At 71.0% G+C, this 17,718-nt stretch carries 19 protein-coding genes and 1 pseudogene; 19 read left to right on the top strand and 1 reads right to left on the bottom strand.

Annotation, left to right across the window (positions count from 1 at the left end; all coding sequences use genetic code 11):
- The first annotated feature begins 33 nt into the window (after window positions 1-33).
- The 18 genes from proS to BLT97_RS07130 all read left to right on the top strand — a co-directional run bounded on the left by proS (window position 34) and on the right by BLT97_RS07130 (window position 15,497).
- Window positions 34-1,449, top strand: a complete 1,416-nt coding sequence (gene proS, locus BLT97_RS07215; RefSeq protein WP_093607931.1) for a proline--tRNA ligase — start codon at window positions 34-36, stop codon at window positions 1,447-1,449.
- A 281-nt stretch (window positions 1,450-1,730) separates the two neighbouring features.
- Window positions 1,731-2,324 (top strand): hypothetical protein, encoded by a 594-nt coding sequence (locus tag BLT97_RS07210; RefSeq protein WP_093607930.1) that lies wholly within the window; start codon window positions 1,731-1,733, stop codon window positions 2,322-2,324.
- A gap of 348 nt (window positions 2,325-2,672) precedes the next feature.
- Window positions 2,673-3,110 (top strand): 30S ribosomal protein S16, encoded by a 438-nt coding sequence (gene rpsP / locus BLT97_RS07205; protein ID WP_093607929.1) that lies wholly within the window; start codon window positions 2,673-2,675, stop codon window positions 3,108-3,110.
- 2 nt (window positions 3,111-3,112) lie between these two features.
- Window positions 3,113-3,352 carry an RNA-binding protein gene (locus BLT97_RS07200; RefSeq protein ID WP_014176063.1) on the top strand — a complete coding sequence of 80 codons (240 nt, stop codon included), beginning with the start codon at window positions 3,113-3,115 and terminating at the stop codon, window positions 3,350-3,352.
- Window positions 3,353-3,560: 208 nt separating this feature from the next.
- Window positions 3,561-4,118, top strand: coding sequence for a ribosome maturation factor RimM (rimM, locus tag BLT97_RS07195; RefSeq protein WP_093607928.1), 558 nt, complete (start codon window positions 3,561-3,563; stop codon window positions 4,116-4,118).
- Entirely contained in the window at window positions 4,118-4,939 is an 822-nt protein-coding gene (trmD, locus tag BLT97_RS07190) for a tRNA (guanosine(37)-N1)-methyltransferase TrmD (RefSeq protein WP_093607927.1), read from the top strand. The genes rimM and trmD overlap by 1 nt, the downstream gene beginning before the upstream one ends.
- Before the next feature lie 129 nt (window positions 4,940-5,068).
- Entirely contained in the window at window positions 5,069-5,419 is a 351-nt protein-coding gene (rplS, locus tag BLT97_RS07185; protein ID WP_093607926.1) for a 50S ribosomal protein L19, read from the top strand.
- A 102-nt stretch (window positions 5,420-5,521) separates the two neighbouring features.
- Window positions 5,522-6,250: a signal peptidase I gene (lepB, locus tag BLT97_RS07180; protein ID WP_093607925.1), complete on the top strand. Its 729-nt coding sequence runs from the start codon at window positions 5,522-5,524 to the stop codon at window positions 6,248-6,250.
- Window positions 6,243-7,274 (top strand): signal peptidase I, encoded by a 1,032-nt coding sequence (lepB, locus tag BLT97_RS07175; protein ID WP_093607924.1) that lies wholly within the window; start codon window positions 6,243-6,245, stop codon window positions 7,272-7,274. The genes lepB (BLT97_RS07180) and lepB (BLT97_RS07175) overlap by 8 nt, the downstream gene beginning before the upstream one ends.
- The gene (gene lepB / locus BLT97_RS07170; RefSeq protein ID WP_425442672.1) at window positions 7,231-8,151 is read left to right on the top strand and encodes a signal peptidase I; all 921 of its coding nucleotides are present in this window, start codon (window positions 7,231-7,233) and stop codon (window positions 8,149-8,151) included. The genes lepB (BLT97_RS07175) and lepB (BLT97_RS07170) overlap by 44 nt, the downstream gene beginning before the upstream one ends.
- A gap of 239 nt (window positions 8,152-8,390) precedes the next feature.
- Window positions 8,391-9,146, top strand: coding sequence for a signal peptidase I (lepB, locus tag BLT97_RS07165; protein ID WP_093607922.1), 756 nt, complete (start codon window positions 8,391-8,393; stop codon window positions 9,144-9,146).
- Window positions 9,147-9,186: 40 nt separating this feature from the next.
- Entirely contained in the window at window positions 9,187-9,738 is a 552-nt protein-coding gene (locus BLT97_RS07160) for an NUDIX hydrolase (RefSeq protein ID WP_093608330.1), read from the top strand.
- Between the two features lie 55 nt (window positions 9,739-9,793).
- Entirely contained in the window at window positions 9,794-10,102 is a 309-nt protein-coding gene (locus tag BLT97_RS07155; RefSeq protein WP_055510545.1) for a DUF2469 domain-containing protein, read from the top strand.
- A gap of 143 nt (window positions 10,103-10,245) precedes the next feature.
- Entirely contained in the window at window positions 10,246-10,626 is a 381-nt protein-coding gene (locus tag BLT97_RS07150) for a YraN family protein (RefSeq protein WP_093607921.1), read from the top strand.
- The gene (locus BLT97_RS07145) at window positions 10,626-12,245 is read left to right on the top strand and encodes a YifB family Mg chelatase-like AAA ATPase (protein ID WP_093607920.1); all 1,620 of its coding nucleotides are present in this window, start codon (window positions 10,626-10,628) and stop codon (window positions 12,243-12,245) included. The genes BLT97_RS07150 and BLT97_RS07145 overlap by 1 nt, the downstream gene beginning before the upstream one ends.
- Window positions 12,242-13,492, top strand: a complete 1,251-nt coding sequence (gene dprA, locus BLT97_RS07140; RefSeq protein ID WP_093607919.1) for a DNA-processing protein DprA — start codon at window positions 12,242-12,244, stop codon at window positions 13,490-13,492. The genes BLT97_RS07145 and dprA overlap by 4 nt, the downstream gene beginning before the upstream one ends.
- Window positions 13,493-13,731: 239 nt before the next feature.
- Complete coding sequence (whiG, locus tag BLT97_RS07135) at window positions 13,732-14,604, top strand: RNA polymerase sigma factor WhiG (protein ID WP_093607918.1); 873 nt, start codon at window positions 13,732-13,734, stop codon at window positions 14,602-14,604.
- A 335-nt stretch (window positions 14,605-14,939) separates the two neighbouring features.
- On the top strand, window positions 14,940-15,497 hold the full coding sequence (locus tag BLT97_RS07130; protein ID WP_093607917.1) for a TetR/AcrR family transcriptional regulator: 558 nt from the start codon (window positions 14,940-14,942) through the stop codon (window positions 15,495-15,497).
- Between the two features lie 378 nt (window positions 15,498-15,875).
- Here the strand turns inward: BLT97_RS07130 and BLT97_RS07125 are convergent.
- Window positions 15,876-16,502 (bottom strand): annotated as a pseudogene (locus BLT97_RS07125) (peptidoglycan DD-metalloendopeptidase family protein); the annotation flags it as partial.
- A gap of 278 nt (window positions 16,503-16,780) precedes the next feature.
- Here BLT97_RS07125 and rpsB point away from each other — a divergent pair.
- A complete protein-coding gene (gene rpsB / locus BLT97_RS07120) occupies window positions 16,781-17,638 on the top strand; it encodes a 30S ribosomal protein S2 (protein ID WP_093607916.1) in 858 nt (285 codons plus the stop codon).
- Window positions 17,639-17,718 lie beyond the last annotated feature (80 nt).

Below are 17,718 nucleotides of genomic sequence, written 5' to 3'. Positions count from 1 at the left end.
TTTGCGCCACCGGGTCGGGCCTAGCATCCGGCCATGGCAAAAGCTCCCGTACTCACTCCCCGTGCGGACGACTTCCCGCGCTGGTACCAGGACCTGATCAGCAAGGCCGAGCTGGCCGACAACGGGCCGGTGCGCGGCACCATGGTCATCCGACCGTACGGCTACGGCCTGTGGGAGCGGATGCAGCAGGAGCTCGACGGCCGGATCAAGGCGGCGGGCGCACAGAACGCCTACTTCCCGCTCCTCATCCCGCAGTCCTATCTGACGAAGGAGGCCGAGCACGTCGAGGGCTTCGCGCCCGAGCTCGCGGTCGTCACGCACGGCGGCGGCAAGGAGCTGGAGGAGCCCGCGGTCGTGCGGCCCACGTCCGAGACGGTCGTCAACGCCTCGTTCGCGAAGTGGGTGCAGAGCCACCGCGACCTGCCGCTGCTGATCAACCAGTGGGCGAACGTGGTGCGCTGGGAGCTGCGTCCGCGGCTCTTCCTGCGCACGAGCGAGTTCCTGTGGCAGGAGGGCCACACCGCGCACGCCACGTACGAGGACGCACGGGACTTCGCCGCGCACATCCACGAGCACGTGTACGGGGAGTTCATGGAGACGGTGCTCGCCATGGACCTCGTCCGCGGCCGCAAGACACCCAAGGAGCGGTTCGCCGGCGCGATCAACACCCTCACCCTCGAAGGGATGATGGGCGACGGCAAGGCCCTTCAGATGGGCACGAGCCACGAACTGGGCCAGAACTTCGCCAAGGCGTTCGGCACGCGCTACCTCTCGAAGGAGGGCACGCAGGAATACGTCTGGCAGACCTCGTGGGGTTCGACCACCCGCATGGTCGGCGCCCTCGTGATGATGCACGGCGACGACCACGGCCTCCGTGTCCCGCCCCGCCTCGCCCCCGTCCAGGCCGTGGTGCTGGCGATCAAGGGCGACGAGGCGGTTCTGGCCAAGGTCCGCGAGATCGGCGACCGGCTGACGGCCGCGGGGGTCCGGGTCCAGGTCGACGACCGTACGGACACCCCGTTCGGGCGGCGGGCGGTGGACTGGGAGCTCAAGGGCGTCCCGGTACGGATCGAGGTCGGGCCGCGCGACCTGGAGAGCGGCACGGCGATGCTGGCCCGCCGGATCCCGGGCGGCAAGGAGCCGGTGTCCATGGACGCCCTGGCCTCGCTCGTGCCCCGTGTCCTGGAGGAGGACCAGGACCGGCTCCTGGAGGAGTCGCGCGAGCGCCGCGCCTCGCGCACCTCGGATGTCGCGAGCATCGCCGAGGCGGCCGAGGTCGCCGCGGCCGGCGGCTGGGCCCGGATCCCCTGGTCGGAGCTCGGCCCGGAGGGCGAGGCGCGGCTCGCGGAGCAGTCGGTGACCGTACGGTGTCTGGTCGCGGAGGACGGTTCGGTGCCGCAGTCGGACGACGCCCCGGGAACCGTCGCGCTCGTCGCGCGCTCCTACTGAGGCGAGGGCTTCCGCTCCCGGGCCCTCGGGCCCGTCTGTCAAAGAGGCGGAAAAGCCTCTTGCGCATCACGTGACAACTGCCGCTCCGGCGCGTGTACTTGGCATACGCGCCGGGGCGTACGCGCCGCTACGTACACACTTAGTACGAGGTATGCGGCATCTCCGCAGATCAGCGCACCCGCCCTCGTCCCGGCGTATGAGCGGCAACTGACTGGTACGGGCAAATTATTTGGGATGCCCCGGAATAGGAACACCGAGGCACCCTGGCTCGTTGTCACGACGTGAGCACGACACCACCTGTTCTCGCCGCAGAGCTGGCGCAGGCGTGGGCCGACATTCAACGGTTCCACCCCGAGCTGCCGGACCTTGCCGCGCCCGAATCCCTGATCGGAGAGTCCTCGTCCGCCTGTGGCGCCGAGCTCTCCTTCGAGCGTCTGCTGCACGAGGCCGTGCACGGGATCGCCGCGGCGCGCGGTATCCGTGACACCTCGCGCGCGGGTCGCTACCACAACCGCCGCTTCCTCGCGATCGCCGAGGAGCTCGGGCTCGACCACCCGGCGGAGCCGCACGCGAGCAGCGGTTTCTCGCTGGTCACGCTGAACACGGAGGCGAGGAAGCGCTACCGGCCGACGATCGACCGTCTTCAGCGCGCCCTGAAGGCACACTCGGCCGCGACCTCGGCGGACACGGCCCGCAGCTTCCGCGGCCCGGCCGCCCGCCACGGCTCGTCGGGCGGCGGTGTCCGCGTCAAGGCGGTCTGCGACTGCGGTCGCAACGTACGGGTGGTCCCGTCCGTCCTGGCCCAGGCCCCGATCGTCTGCGGCGGCTGCGGCAAGCCGTTCCGCATCCCGGAGGCGGTGGCGGCGGCGCGCTGAGCCGTCGTCACCGGGGAGTGGGAGCGCCGGCCGCGCGATCTCCTGGTGCTGTCGAACCGAACAGCACCGGGGGGTGCAGGGGGCGGAGCCCCCGCTTCGGGGCGTGGGGACGTCAGTCCCCGTGAACCTTTCGGCGCCGCGGAGCGGCGCAGCAGCCTGTCCTCGGCGAAGGGCACCGGGCGGGGGACGGCGCCCCCCACACGTATGGCACAATGGCTAGCTGTACTCGACAGCCGCACAGGAACCCTCTCGCCTCCGGCTGACGCGTCCATCGGGCACCCGAGTACCGCAACCCCACGTGGCATCTCGTTGTGCCCAACCACGTCAAGACCAGGAGACACCACTCCCGTGGCAGTCAAGATCAAGCTGAAGCGTCTCGGCAAGATTCGCCAGCCCCACTACCGCATCGTCGTCGCCGACTCCCGTACCCGCCGTGACGGCCGGGCCATCGAGGAGATCGGTCTGTACCACCCGACGTACAACCCGTCGCGCATCGAGGTCGACTCGGAGCGTGCGCAGTACTGGCTGTCCGTCGGCGCCCAGCCGACCGAGCCGGTCATGGCCATCCTGAAGCTCACCGGCGACTGGCAGAAGTACAAGGGCGAGCCCGCCCCGGCGCCGCTGCTCCAGCCGGAGACGAAGGAAGACAAGCGCGCCTCCTTCGACGCGTTCGCGAAGACCCTCGAGGGCGACGACGCCAAGGGCGAGGCCATCACGCCCAAGGCGAAGAAGGCCGACAAGAAGGCGGACGAGGCTGAGGCCGCCGCCGAGTCGACCGAGGCCTGAGCATGCTCGAGGAGGCTCTCGAGCACCTCGTGAAGGGCATCGTCGACAACCCCGACGACGTGCAGGTCGCCTCGCGCAACCTGCGCCGTGGTCGCGTTCTCGAGGTCCGGGTGCACCCCGACGACCTCGGCAAGGTGATCGGCCGTAACGGCCGCACCGCACGCGCCCTGCGGACCGTCGTCGGCGCGATCGGCGGCCGAGGCGTCCGCGTCGACCTCGTCGACGTGGACCAGGTTCGCTGAACCACGCAGCAGTACCGGCACGGGCCGGGGAGGGCTTCTTGGCCCACCCCGGCCCGTCGTCGTGTCCGGCGCAGTCGCACACGCGGTACGGACAGGGCACAGTCACACGCGCCGCCCGGATGCGGCACAGTCGTACGCGTCGTACACAGGGCCGTACACGACGTACGCAAGGCATGGCGCAAGGCATGGCACAGACCAGGAGACAGCAGTGCAGCTCGTAGTCGGACGGATCGGCCGCGCCCACGGCATCAAGGGCGAGGTCACCGTAGAGGTGCGCACGGACGAGCCGGAACTCAGGCTCGCCCCCGGCGCCGTACTGACCACCGACCCGGCCTCGGCGGGCCCGCTCACCATCGCGGCAGGACGGGTGCACAGCGGCCGGCTGCTGCTGCGCTTCGAGGGCGTCGGCGACCGCAACGGTGCCGAGGCCCTGCGCAACACCCTGCTCATCGCGGACGTGGACCCCGAGGAACTGCCCGAGGGCGAGGACGAGTACTACGACCACCAGCTCATGGACCTGGACGTGGTGCTCGCCGACGGCACCGAGGTCGGCCGGATCACCGAGATCTCGCACCTCGCCTCGCAGGACCTGTTCATCGTGGAGCGGCCCGACGGCACCGAGGTCATGATCCCGTTCGTCGAGGAGATCGTCACCGAGATCGACCTCGAAGAGCAGCGCGCGGTGATCAACCCGCCGCCGGGGCTCATCGACGACCGCGCCGAGATCGCCTCCTCGCGCGAGGCCGAAGAGGGAGCCGCGGAGTAATGCGGCTCGACGTCGTCACGATCTTCCCCGAGTACCTCGAACCCCTGAACGTCTCGCTCGTCGGCAAGGCCCGCGCCCGCGGACAGCTGGACGTCCACGTCCACGACCTGCGGAACTGGACCTACGACCGGCACAACACGGTCGACGACACCCCGTACGGCGGCGGCCCCGGCATGGTCATGAAGACCGAGCCCTGGGGCGACTGCCTCGACGAACTCCTCGCCGACGGATACGAGGCAGGCGTCGGCTCCCCGGCGCTCGTCGTGCCCACGCCCAGCGGCCGGCCCTTCACGCAGGAGCTCGCGGTCGAGCTCTCCGAGCGGCCGTGGCTGGTCTTCACACCGGCCCGCTACGAGGGCATCGACCGTCGCGTGATCGACGAGTACGCGACGCGGATGCCCGTATACGAAGTGTCCATCGGCGACTACGTCCTCGCGGGCGGCGAAGCCGCGGTACTCGTCATCACCGAGGCCGTGGCCCGGCTGCTGCCCGGCGTCCTCGGCAACGCCGAATCCCACCGCGACGACTCCTTCGCACCCGGCGCCATGGCCAACCTGCTCGAAGGACCCGTCTACACCAAGCCCCCGCAGTGGCGCGGACGCGGCATCCCGGACGTGCTGCTCAGCGGCCACCACGGCAAGATCGCGCGCTGGCGCCGGGACGAGGCGCTGCGACGTACGACCGCCAACAGGCCCGATCTGATCGAGCGTTGCGACCCCGCGCTCTTCGACAAGAAGGACCGGGAGATGCTCTCGATCCTGGGGTGGGCCCCGGAGCCCGGCGGCCGATTTTGGCGCAGGCCCGAGGCCGTGGAAGAATAGGTCGCTGCTGTACGTCCAGCGTGCGCCCCTGCCACAGGGGGACATGACGCCCGTCCGACGAAGCAGCTCCGAAGAACCATCTACCTTGCCCGTCGATGACCTGTGGCATCGGCGAAGAAAGCAGACATCATGTCCAACCTGCTCGACTCCGTGAACGCCGCTTCCCTGCGCAGCGACGTGCCGGACTTCCGTCCCGGTGACACGATCAACGTCCACGTGCGCGTGATCGAGGGCAACCGCTCCCGTATCCAGCAGTTCAAGGGTGTTGTCATCCGCCGCCAGGGCTCGGGCATCAGCGAGACCTTCACGGTCCGCAAGGTCTCGTTCTCCGTCGGCGTCGAGCGCACCTTCCCGGTGCACTCGCCGATCTTCGAGAAGATCGAGCTGGTCACCCGTGGTGACGTCCGTCGCGCCAAGCTCTACTACCTGCGTGAGCTGCGCGGCAAGGCTGCCAAGATCAAGGAGAAGCGCGAGAACTGATCTCGCGTCACGGGCCCGCGGGCTCGTGCGTACGGGCCTTCCGGGGCCCGTACGGATCCTCGGATCCAGCGTCCGAAGGCGGCCGGATAGGCTCTGGCCCCGATGGACACCGAAGCAGACCGCACGGAGCGCGACCGCTCCTCCGCCCCTTCAGGGGAACAGGAGGAGGGGTCGCGCTCCGCGCGTTTGCGGCCCTCTTCACAGCTCCCCGCCCGGCTCTTCGCGCGTATGTCGCAGGTCCTGGACTCCGGGATGCGCAGGCTCCTCGCCGGCCTCGTGGTGATCGCCGTGGTGCTGCTCCTGGTCAGCCGCTTCGTGATGCAGCCGTTCCTGATCCCCAGCGGTTCCATGGAGCCCACGCTGCGTGACGGCGACCGGGTCCTGGTCAACAAGCTCGCGTACCGTTTCGGGGGCGAGCCGGGACGCGGGGACGTCGTGGTCTTCGACGGCAGCGGCTACTTCGGGAACTCCGACTACGTCAAACGCGTAGGGGGAGTGGGGGGTGACCACATCGTCTGCTGCGACGAGGACGGGAGGATCGAGGTGAACGGCGAGCCGGTCGAGGAGACGTATCTGCACCGGGGCGACGCCCCCTCGAGCGTGCCCTTCGACGTCGTCGTGCCCGACGGCACTCTCTTCCTGCTCGGCGACCACCGCAGCGACTCCAGCGACTCACGCGACCGCCTCGGCTCGCCCGGCGGCGGCTTCCTGCCCGTCGAGCAGGTCATCGGGCGCGTGGAGTGGATCGGCTGGCCGGTCGGGCGGTGGGCGGACATCGACTCCGCGGCCGCGCTCGCCGACGTGCCCGTACGATCGGCGCCCCATGGGTAGCCGCGGCCGCCCGCGCGCCCACCACCGGGCCGACACCCGGCTGCCCACCGGTTCGCGCCCGACCAGCGGCCCGGTGCTCCCGGGCCGGGCCGACCGGCGCAAACTCGCCAAGAAGGTGAAGCGCAGGCGCCGGCGTTCGGCGATCAAGGAGGTCCCGCTCCTGATCGGGGTGGCCGTGCTGATCGCGCTTGTCCTCAAGACCTTCCTGGTGCAGGCCTTCGTGATCCCGTCCGGTTCCATGGAGCAGACGATCAAGGTCGGCGACCGGGTGCTCGTCGACAAGCTCACGCCGTGGTTCGGCTCGAAGCCGCAGCGCGGCGACGTCGTGGTGTTCAAGGACCCGGGCGGCTGGCTGCAGCAGGAGCAGCCGACCGTGACCGAGGACGACCCCGTCGTCATCAAGCAGGTCAAGCAGGGGCTGACCTTCATAGGCCTGTTGCCCTCCGAGGACGAGCAGGACCTGATCAAGCGCGTCGTCGGCGTCGGCGGCGACCGGGTCAAGTGCTGCGACAAGGACGGCCGCGTCACGGTCAACGGTGTGGCGATCGACGAGCCGTATCTCAACCCCGGCGACAAGCCGTCCAAGACGCCCTTCGACGTACGGGTCCCCGAAGGCCGGCTCTTCGTCCTCGGCGACCACCGCTCCGACTCGGCGGACTCCCGCTCCCACATCGACCAGGGCCAGGGCGGCACGATCTCCGAGGACGGCGTCGTGGGCCGCGCCGTGGTGATCGCGTGGCCGGTAGGCAACTGGCGGGGCCTGGAAGAGCGCAGCACCTATGCGTCCGTACCCGATGCGGCGAGCGCGCGTGGCGGGTCGACCGCGGCCACAGCACCGTCGCATAGGGTGGCCCGAGACAATTTCGCTGTGGCAGCTCTGCCGCCGACCCCTGCGGAACTCCCGCTCGTTATGGGAGTGGTAGGCCTTCGTCTGACGTGGCGACGGCAGCGGTACGGAACGAGGAGTGGATGTGGGGGATTTGGCCGTCGGCGCACGATCCGGACACGACGAACCCGAGGATGAACGCGAAGTGATCAGCGGCGGTGGTCCGGCCGGTTCCGATGACGCCCACGACTCCGGGTCCCGTGACGCGGCGGCCGGTGAAGGCGATGACCAGTCCGGTGACGAGGCCGGCGGTTCCGGGCAGAAGAAGCAGCGCTCCTTCTGGAAGGAGCTGCCGCTCCTCATCGGTATCGCGCTGCTGCTCGCGCTCCTGATCAAGACCTTCCTGGTGCAGGCGTTCTCGATCCCCTCGGACTCGATGCAGAACACGCTCCAGCAGGGCGACCGGGTCCTGGTCGACAAGCTCACGCCGTGGTTCGGCTCCGAGCCCGAGCGCGGCGAGGTGGTCGTCTTCCACGACCCGGGCAACTGGCTGGCGGGCGAGCCCACGCCGAACCCCAACGCGTTCCAGAAGGCGCTCAGTTTCATCGGCCTGATGCCGTCCGCCGAGGAGAAGGACCTGATCAAGCGGGTCGTCGGCGTCGGCGGGGACACCGTGGAGTGCAAGGGCACGGGCCCGCTGCTCGTCAACGGGCAGGCGCTCAATGAGCCGTATGTCTTCCCGGGCAACACCGCCTGCACGGACGACACCGAGGGCGGCCAGTTCAAGGTCAAGGTGCCCGAGGGCAAGCTCTGGGTGATGGGCGACCACCGGCAGAACTCGATGGACTCCCGCTACCACCAGGACGACCCGGGCGGCGGCTTCGTCCCGGTCGACAATGTCGTGGGCCGCGCCTTCGTCATCGCCTGGCCGCCCACCCGCTGGGCCACGCTGCCGGTGCCCGACACCTTCGACCAGCCGGGCCTGGCCGCCGCGATGTCGGCGGCCCCGGGAGCGCTGGGTCTCGCCGGTGCCGTGCCGTTCGTGGTGTGGCGGCGGCGCAGGGCGCGGGCCTGAACGATCGGGTGGGCGGGCCGCGGTTCGGCGGACGTCACGGGTCCGATCTGTAGAAGGTTCTGTAGAGGGTTCGTTCCGGGGTCCGGGGCGAGGGTTTCTGGGAACGGTACCGCCGGGTAGGGTGCCGTCCCAGATCGCCGATCTTCGCGGCGTCCGTTCGGCGTACGGCGGTGGGATCCGCGTACGACGGTGGCAGCGGACGCCCGCGAAGCGGATTCTCCGAGGTGGGACGGGCCGGGATGAGCAAAGCTGCACGCCGTACGGAACAGGGCGGGGGCGCGGGCAGCGCCCTGTCCGGCATAGCCGTGGCGCTCGGCTGCGTCCTCTTCCTCGGCGGCTTCATCTGGGGCGCCCTGGTGTACCAGCCGTACACCGTGCCCACCAACTCCATGTCGCCCACCATCGAGGCCGGCGAGCGGGTGCTCGCGCAGCGGATCGACGGCGACGAGGTCAGGCGCGGTGACGTCGTGGTCTTCAAGGAGAAGGACTGGGGCGACCTGCCGATGGTCAAGCGGGTGGTCGCGGTCGGCGGCGACAAGATCGCCTGCTGTGATGCCAAGGGCCGGATGACCGTCAACGGCAAGCCGGTCGAAGAACCGTATCTGCCGAAGAACGCCCGGGACACGGGCACCAACTTCCCGCCGACCACCGTGCCGGAGGGCCGGATCTTCCTGCTCGGCGACGACCGCAGCATCTCCCTCGACTCCAGCGCGCACCTCGAGGACGCGGGTAACGGCGCGGTGCCTCTGTCCGGAGTCGACGCCCGCGTCGAGGCGGTCGCCTGGCCCATGGACGGCCTGCTCGCGGAGCCGAGCGGCTTCAAGGACCTGCCCGGCGGGATCTCCGAGCCGGGGCCGCTGCGGCTGATCCTCTGGATGGTGGCGGCCGGCGCCGTGCTCGTCCTGGGCGGGGCGGCGTACGGGCCGATCGCGAAGCGGACCGGAAAGCGCGGACGGCGCCCGGCGGCGCGGAAGGAACCGGCTGGTGTCCGGTGAGGAGCCTGCGGGGCTGGGGCCCGGTGAGGCGTCCGCGGATCTGACGGCCGGTGCGGCGTCCGCCAGTCCGGGGTCCGCCGAGGAGCCCGCAGGGCTGAGGCGGGTCGCGCGGGTCGTGCTTCTCGATCCGCAGGACCGCGTCCTGCTGCTGCACGGGCACGAGCCGGGGGCTCCGGACGACGACTGGTGGTTCACGCCGGGCGGCGGGCTCGAGGGCGCGGAGACCCGGGAGCAGGCCGCGCTGCGGGAGCTCGCGGAGGAGACCGGGATCACCGACGTCGACCTCGGCCCGGTGCTCTGGAAGCGCGTGTGCTCGTTCCCGTTCGCCGGACGGCGCTGGGACCAGGACGAGTGGTACTTCCTCGCCCGCACGACGGCGCAGACCGCCGCCGAGGTCGAGGCAGGGGCCGCGATGCCGGGCCTGACCGAGCTGGAACGGCGCAGTGTCGCGGGATTGCGGTGGTGGACGTGCGGGGAACTCTCCTCCACGCATGAGACGGTGTATCCGACCAAGCTCGCCGGGCTGCTCAGTGCGCTGCTCGACGAGGGTCCTCCGAGCGCTCCTGTGGTCCTCGACACGGAAATCGTCTAGAGGTGGGCGGGGCTGGCGCACAATAGGGGGACGCACGGCTGAAGGGGAACATGCCATGAGCGCCGAGGACCTCGAGAAGTACGAGACCGAGATGGAGCTGAAGCTCTACCGGGAGTACCGCGATGTCGTCGGTCTGTTCAAATACGTGATCGAGACCGAGCGGCGCTTCTACCTCACCAACGACTACGAGATGCAGGTGCACTCGGTCCAGGGCGAGGTCTTCTTCGAGGTCTCCATGGCGGACGCCTGGGTCTGGGACATGTACCGGCCGGCCCGGTTCGTCAAGCAGGTGCGCGTGCTCACGTTCAAGGACGTGAACATCGAGGAGCTCAACAAGAGCGATCTGGAGCTGCCGAGCAGCTGATCCGCTCTAGCACCTCACCGGTACGGTGAGCGCGACCCCCTCACCGGTACGGGTGAGGGGGTTTTCCACAACCCGCCGGTTATCCACCAAGATCAACAACTTGGGCGGGACTGCGTCACCTTCGAGGCCGGAGGTGATGTGCCATGAGCGCACGCAGTGCACTGGGCAAGTACGGGGAGAACCTGGCGGCCCGCCGGCTGACCGACGCCGGTCTGAACATTCTGGCGCGCAACTGGCGGGCGGGACGCGGCGGCGAGATCGACATCGTCGCCATGGACCGTGACGCGCTGGTCGTCTGCGAGGTCAAGACCCGAAGAGCGGGGCCACCGGGCGGACCCGGGCCCTTCCAGCACCCCATGGAGGCGATCACACCGGCCAAGGTGGAGCGGCTGCGCGCCCTGGCCGAGCGCTGGACGCGGCTGCACGGCGGACCTCCGCCGGGCGGTGTGCGGATCGACCTGGTGGGCGTGGTGCTGCCGCCGCGCGGCGCTCCTGTGGTCGAGCACGTGCGGGGGGTGGCGTGATGGCCTTTGCGCGGACGTGTGCGGTGACCCTCGTCGGCGTCGAAGGCGTCGTCGTGGAGGTGCAGGCCGACCTGGAGCCCGGGGTCGCGGCCTTCACGCTGGTGGGCCTGCCCGACAAGAGCCTCACCGAGAGCCGGGACCGGGTCCGGTCCGCCGTGGTCAACTCGGGGGCGGACTGGCCGCAGAAGAAACTGACCGTGGGCCTCAGCCCTGCCGCTGTGCCCAAGGCGGGCAGCGGATTCGATCTGGCCGTCGCCTGTGCGGTACTGGGCGCGGCAGAGCGGATCGATCCGCGTGAGCTCGCCGATGTCGTGATGATCGGCGAGCTGGGGCTCGACGGGCGGGTGCGACCCGTGCCGGGTGTCCTGCCCGCCGTCCTCGCCGCCGCGGACGCCGGGTTCAAGAAGGTGGTGGTGCCCGAGGTCACGGCAGCGGAGGCGAAGCTGGTGCCCGGCATCTCGGTGCTCGGCGTACGGACGCTCGCGCAGGTCATCGCGGTGCTCAACGACGAGCCGGTGCCGCACGAGGAGCCCGACGACACCGGCCGTCCCGACGCCTCGCTCGCGGGACTGCATGTGCCGGGCGCGGGAGTGGGCACCGGGCTCTCGGGCGTCGGGGAGCACGAGCGGCCGCTCGATCTGGCGGACGTGGTGGGCCAGTTGTCTGCGCGTACGGCGATCGAAGTGGCGGCGGCAGGCGGACACCACCTCTTCCTGTCCGGGCCGCCCGGAGCGGGCAAAACCATGCTGGCCGAGCGCCTGCCGGCGATCATGCCGCCGCTGACCAGGGCGGACGCCTTGGAGGTGACGGCTGTGCACTCGGTGGCGGGCATGCTGCCTCCAGGACGGGGGCTGGTCGACATGCCGCCGTACTGCGCACCCCACCACTCGGCGACGATGCAGTCCCTGATCGGCGGTGGCAACGGGCTGCCCAGGCCGGGGGCCGTCTCGCTGGCCCATCGTGGCGTGCTGTTCATGGACGAGGCGCCGGAGTTCAGCCCGAGGGCGCTGGACTCGCTGCGGCAGCCTCTGGAATCCGGGCATGTGATCGTGGCCAGGGCGGCGGGGGTGGTGCGGCTGCCGGCGCGGTTCCAGATGGTGCTGGCCGCGAACCCTTGTCCGTGCGGCCAGTTCACGCTCCTGGGGGACGGGTGCGACTGCCTGCCCGCCATGGTCCGCCGGTATCAGGCGCGTCTGTCCGGGCCGCTGCTCGACCGCGTGGACATCAAGGTCGAGGTGGACCGTGTGACCCGCACGGAGCTCGTCGGGCAGCGCGGGGGAGGGGAGTCCACAGCGGTGGTCGCGGACCGCGTGCGGGCCGCGCGCGAGCGGACTCTGGCCCGGCTCGAGGGGACGCCCTGGCGCACCAACGCGGAGGTGCCCGGGCACGAGTTGCGCACCCGCTGGCGCGCGGCACCCGGGGCGCTGGACGGCGCGGAGCGCGACCTCGAACACGGCCTGCTCACCGCACGCGGCCTCGACCGCGTGCTGCGCGTCGCCTGGACGATCGCCGACCTGGCCGGCCACGCGCGGCCCGACCACACCGACGTCGACCTGGCGCTGCAACTGCGGACCGGGATCTCGCGCGGGGTGCCGATGGTGATCGGGGCGGGCGTATGACTGGTGCGGACGGCGTGGAGGGCGCGGACCATGCGGATGGCACGGGCGGCGCGGATCTCGGCCTTGAGCAGCCCGGGCCCGGCGGGGCGGTCGCCAGCGGCGAGCGGCTTGACCGGATGCTGCTGGCCCGGACGTTCGAGCCCGGGGACGAGAGCGCCGGCCGGTGGCTGCGGACGTACGGGGTGCGCGAGACCGTCGAGCGGATCGCAGCCGGGGACGAGACGCTCGGCGGCGTGAAGCCGGGGCGGCTCGTCGGCCTCGGGGAGCGGATACGGGCAGCGCGGCCGGAGCGGGATCTGGAGGCTGCGGCGGCCTTCGGGGCGCGGTTCGTGATCCCCGGCGATGCCGAATGGCCGCTCCAGCTGGACGACTTGGGGGACGCGCGGCCCATCGGTCTGTGGGTGAAGGGGCAGCCTTCCTTGCGGATATGGGCCCTGCGGTCCGTGGCGATCGTCGGCTCGCGCGCCTGCACGGCCTACGGGGCGCACATGGCCCAGACACTCGGCGCGGGGCTGGCCGAGCGGGGCTGGGTCGTGGTGTCCGGCGGCGCGTACGGCATCGACGGCGCCGCCCACCGCGGGGCACTCTGCGCGGGCGGGGCCACGGTCGCGGTGCTCGCCAGCGGGGTGGACCACGTGTATCCCTCGGGCCACAAGCGGCTGTTCGCGCGGATCGCCGAACAGGGGCTCCTGGTGAGCGAGTTGCCGCCAGGTGCGCATCCCACGCGCTACCGGTTCATCCAGCGCAACCGCGTCATCGCCGCGTTGACCAGAGGCACGGTCGCCGTCGAGGCAGCACTGCGCAGCGGGGCTCTGGTGACGGTGCGGCGCGCCCAGCGGCTCGGTCGGCATGTGATGGGGGTGCCGGGCGCGGCGACCAGCGGGCTCTCGGCGGGGGTGCATCAACTGCTGCGTGGCGAGGGCGACCTGGTCACGGACGCCGCCGACGTGGTCGAACTCGTCGGGGAGATGGGTGAGCTCGCGCCGGAGCGGCGTGGTCCGGTCGTCCCCAGGGACCTGTTGGCGCCGCCCGCCGCCCGAATCCTGGAGGCGCTGCCCGCGCGCGGCGCCGCCACGGCGCGGAGCATCGCCCGCGAGGCGCAGACGGGCGCCGACGAGGCGGTCGGCAGGCTGTACGAGCTGCAGTCACTGGGGTTCGTCGAACGACACGGCGACGGCTGGCAGTTGACACGCCAGGCGCCGGATTCTTCCGTACGGCGGGAAAGGGGGTCCGGATCGATCGGTTGAGCCGTCCGGTGGACCGGCCGTGACCTTTGCGGTTTCCGGGATCCGGGGCCCTGGTGCGCTCGTCCGCGGTGGTCGGGCCGTCAGCGGGCGACGCGTATTCGAGCCCATACGAGCAAGGGTGATCCCCTGCCCTTCGCACACTGCGACACTCCAGTCACGCTACGCTCACAAGGCTTCCGACTCCGACAAGGCCAACTCGGCTTCATTTCACGGTTCCACAGAACGGCACAAGGCGACGAATGCCCCAGCACACCTCCGGGTCCGACCGCGCGGCAGTTCCCCCAGCCGCCCGCGGCGGCGCGCGGTCTGCCGCCCCCTCGTCGCTCGACGAGGGCAAGGTGCGGCCACCCGCACCCGCGTCGCTCGACGAGCTGTGGCGGTCGTACAAGACAACGGGTGACGAAAGGCTGCGCGAGCAGCTGATCCTGCATTACTCGCCGTTGGTCAAGTACGTGGCGGGCCGGGTGAGTGTCGGGCTGCCGCCCAATGTGGAGCAGGCGGACTTCGTGTCCTCCGGAGTGTTCGGTCTGATCGACGCGATCGAAAAGTTCGACATCGAGCGCGAGATCAAGTTCGAGACGTACGCGATCACGCGGATCCGTGGCGCGATGATCGACGAACTGCGCGCCCTGGACTGGATTCCGCGCTCGGTGCGGCAGAAGGCGCGCAACGTCGAGCGCGCCTACGCCACGCTGGAGGCGCAGCTGCGGCGCACGCCATCGGAGGCCGAGGTGGCGGCCGAGATGGGCATCGCCGTGGAGGAACTGCACGCGGTGTTCAGCCAGTTGTCGCTCGCGAACGTTGTCGCGCTGGAGGAATTGCTCCACGTCGGCGGCGAGGGCGACCGCTTGAGCCTGATGGACACCCTCGAGGACACCGCGGCCGACAATCCGGTGGAGGTCGCCGAGGACCGCGAGCTGAGGCGGCTGCTCGCCCGGGCGATCAACACCCTGCCCGACCGTGAGAAGACCGTCGTGACGCTCTACTACTACGAAGGGCTGACGCTGGCGGAGATCGGCAATGTGCTCGGTGTGACGGAGAGCCGGGTCAGCCAGATCCACACGAAGTCGGTGCTCCAGCTACGCGCGAAGCTGGCGAGCTTCGGACGCTGAATCGGTCCTGCCTGGCCGGTCGGGGTCGGGTGGCGCGTGGTTGGTCTGCGCCGGGCGGCGCGGGTGCTGCGCGGCCGGTCTTCGCCGGATCCGGGGTGCTGCTTGGTGGGTCTGCGCCAGGTCCGGGGTGGTTTCCGGCCGGTCTGCGGCCGCACTGCGCCGCGGTGGCCGGTCGATCGTGCTCGGGCGTGCGGTGGTGGCCGGCCGCCGCCGTTCCGTGCTCGGAGCGTGTGGCGCTCACGGGTGCGGTGAGGGCGTGCGGGGGACGTGTGCGCTCCCCAGACGGCGGTCCGGCTCCGTAAAGTGGAGCCGTGCCAAGGATTCGAGCGGCCTCCGTGGCCGAGCACCGGACGATGCAGCGCGGCGCTCTTCTCGACGCCGCGCGTTCTCTGCTGTCCGAGGGCGGGACGGAGGCCCTGACCTTCCCCGCGCTCGCGGAGCGGACGGGCCTCGCCAGGTCGTCGGTCTACGAGTACTTCCGCTCCCGTGCAGCCGTGGTCGAGGAGCTGTGCGAGGTCGACTTCCCGGTGTGGGCGGCCGAGGTCGAGTCCGCGATGGAAGCCGCGCCCACGCCCGAGGGCAAGGTCGAGGCGTATGTGCGCTCCCAGCTCGCGCTGGTCGGGGACCAGCGGCACCGGGCCGTGGTGGCGATTTCCAGCAGCGAGCTGGACGCGGGCGCCCGGGAGAAGATCCGGGCCGCGCACGGCGGGCTCGTCGCGATGATCGTCGAGGCGCTCGACGCGCTCGGGCACGAGCAGCCCCGGATGGCGGCGATGCTGCTCCAGGGTGTGGTGGATGCGGCGGTGCGGCGGATCGAGCTGGGGGCGCCCGAGGATCCGTCGGCGATCACGGAGGCTGCGGTGGGGATGGCTTTGCGGGGGGTTTGCGGCTGAGGGCGTGGGCGCCTGCGGCGGGCTTTCTCCCCGCCCCGCCCCTTCCCGGGACCGGGGGCTTCGCCCCCGGTCCCCTGCATCCGACCTTCGGTCGGATCTGCTCAAACGCCGCAGGGCTGAATTGGGCTGCATCAGCCGACGATGAGCGAGTCCGGCGACAAGCGCCAGCACCGCGCCCTGCACTGCCTCCGCTGAGCCGGCCGTCGTGAGGCCGGCGGGCGGTGGCGGGGTGGCTGCCGACTCGGGCTCCGGGATGCCGATGACCGGGAGCAGGCGGGACGGCCCTCGCCTCAGCATCCACGGGGGCAGCAGGCCGAGCGGGTCGAGGTAGGTCTCCCCGCGCAGCAGGCCCCAGTGAAGGCAGGCGGCGGTGCAGTGGAACGGGCCGGATTCCAGGACGCCGACCACCTGGCCCGCCGTCACCTCGTCGCCTTCGTCCACGAGTGCCCGTACCGGCTCGAAGGTCGTACGCAGGGGAGGCGAGCCCGTGCCGCTCAGTTCGACGGACACCACACCCCGGCCCGCGACGCGGCCGGCGAAGGAGACCGTCCCGGCGGCCGCAGCGCGGACCTCGGTGCCGGGGGCGGCGGCGAGGTCGACTCCTCGGTGCCCGGCCCCATAGCGGGTCGCGGGCGGATCCCAGGCGCGCAGGACCGCCGGGCGGTCGCCGACGGGCCAGGCGCGATCGCCTTCCGCGGCCGGGCCGGGGTCCGCGGCCGGGATCGGGTCCGGGACCCGGGCTCGGACCAGTGCCGGGACTTGGGGCAGTGCCGGGGCCCGGAGCTGGGGCGGGGCTGATTGCGGCGCCGCTCGGGCCGTCGCCGTCGCCGTCCCCGCGAGCGGCAGCACCGCCGCAAGGACCGCGAGCACCACCGCCACCGCCGGCACCGCCACCGCCGGCACCGCCACCGCCAGTACCACCCGCACCGCGGCCAGGCGGAGCGCACGCCGTCCGCCGGGCCTTCGCGGCCCCCGGGCCGGGCGCCGGATTCGGTTCTCGTCCATGGGCGGCACCGTCCCAGAACCCGCGAAATCAAGCGGATCTTGGCCGTGAACTGTGGATAACCGGCCGGTTGTGGACAGCGGCGTCACCCGGTGCCTTCCGGGTCCCGTACACTTCTTGTGGCGATCCGGGTCACCGGGTCGACTTCGCACGCCCCGACACCGTGCTCCCAGTGAGCCGTCGGAGTCAGCGTCCCATCGGTCCCCGTACTCCACAGGTACGCGGCATGGGCGCGCGCGGGCGTCAGGCACATAACCGAGAAAACACAAGGAGTACGGCCATGGCCGTCGTCACGATGCGGGAGCTGCTGGAGAGCGGCGTCCACTTCGGTCACCAGACCCGCCGTTGGAACCCGAAGATGAAGCGCTTCATCTTCACCGAGCGCAACGGCATCTACATCATCGACCTGCTCCAGTCGCTGTCGTACATCGACCGCGCCTACGAGTTCGTCAAGGAGACCGTCGCCCACGGCGGCACGGTCATGTTCGTCGGCACGAAGAAGCAGGCGCAGGAGGCCATCGCCGAGCAGGCCACCCGCGTCGGCATGCCCTACGTCAACCAGCGCTGGCTGGGCGGCATGCTCACCAACTTCTCGACCGTCTACAAGCGTCTGCAGCGCCTCAAGGAGCTCGAGCAGATCGACTTCGACGACGTCGCCGCCTCGGGTCTGACCAAGAAGGAGCTCCTGGTCCTCTCGCGCGAGAAGGCCAAGCTCGAGAAGACCCTCGGTGGTATCCGCGAGATGCAGAAGGTGCCCAGCGCCGTCTGGATCGTGGACACCAAGAAGGAGCACATCGCCGTCGGTGAGGCTCGCAAGCTGAACATCCCGGTCGTCGCGATCCTCGACACCAACTGCGACCCCGACGAGGTCGACTACAAGATCCCCGGCAACGACGACGCGATCCGCTCCGTCACGCTGCTGACCCGCGTCATCGCCGACGCCGTCGCCGAGGGCCTCATCGCCCGCTCCGGCGCTGCCGGCAAGGGTGACAAGGCCGAGGGCGAGCCGCTGGCCGCCTGGGAGCGCGACCTCCTCGAGGGCGAGAAGAAGGCCGACGAGGCCCCCGCCGCCGCTGAGGCGCCCGCCGCCGAGGCCCCCGCGGCCGAGGCTCCGGCCGCCGAGGCCGAGCAGGCCTGACCCTTCCCGGGTCCCAGGTTCGGTAAGTGACGGCGGGGGCTGCCCGGCCCCCGCCGTTCACCCGTAGCCCTTCGGGGATC

The organism is Streptomyces indicus (genome assembly GCF_900100315.1).
Lineage (GTDB): Bacteria > Actinomycetota > Actinomycetes > Streptomycetales > Streptomycetaceae > Streptomyces > Streptomyces indicus.
The sequence above is the reverse complement of the archived record's forward strand: the minus strand, read 5'-3'. Positions and strand labels throughout refer to the sequence as shown.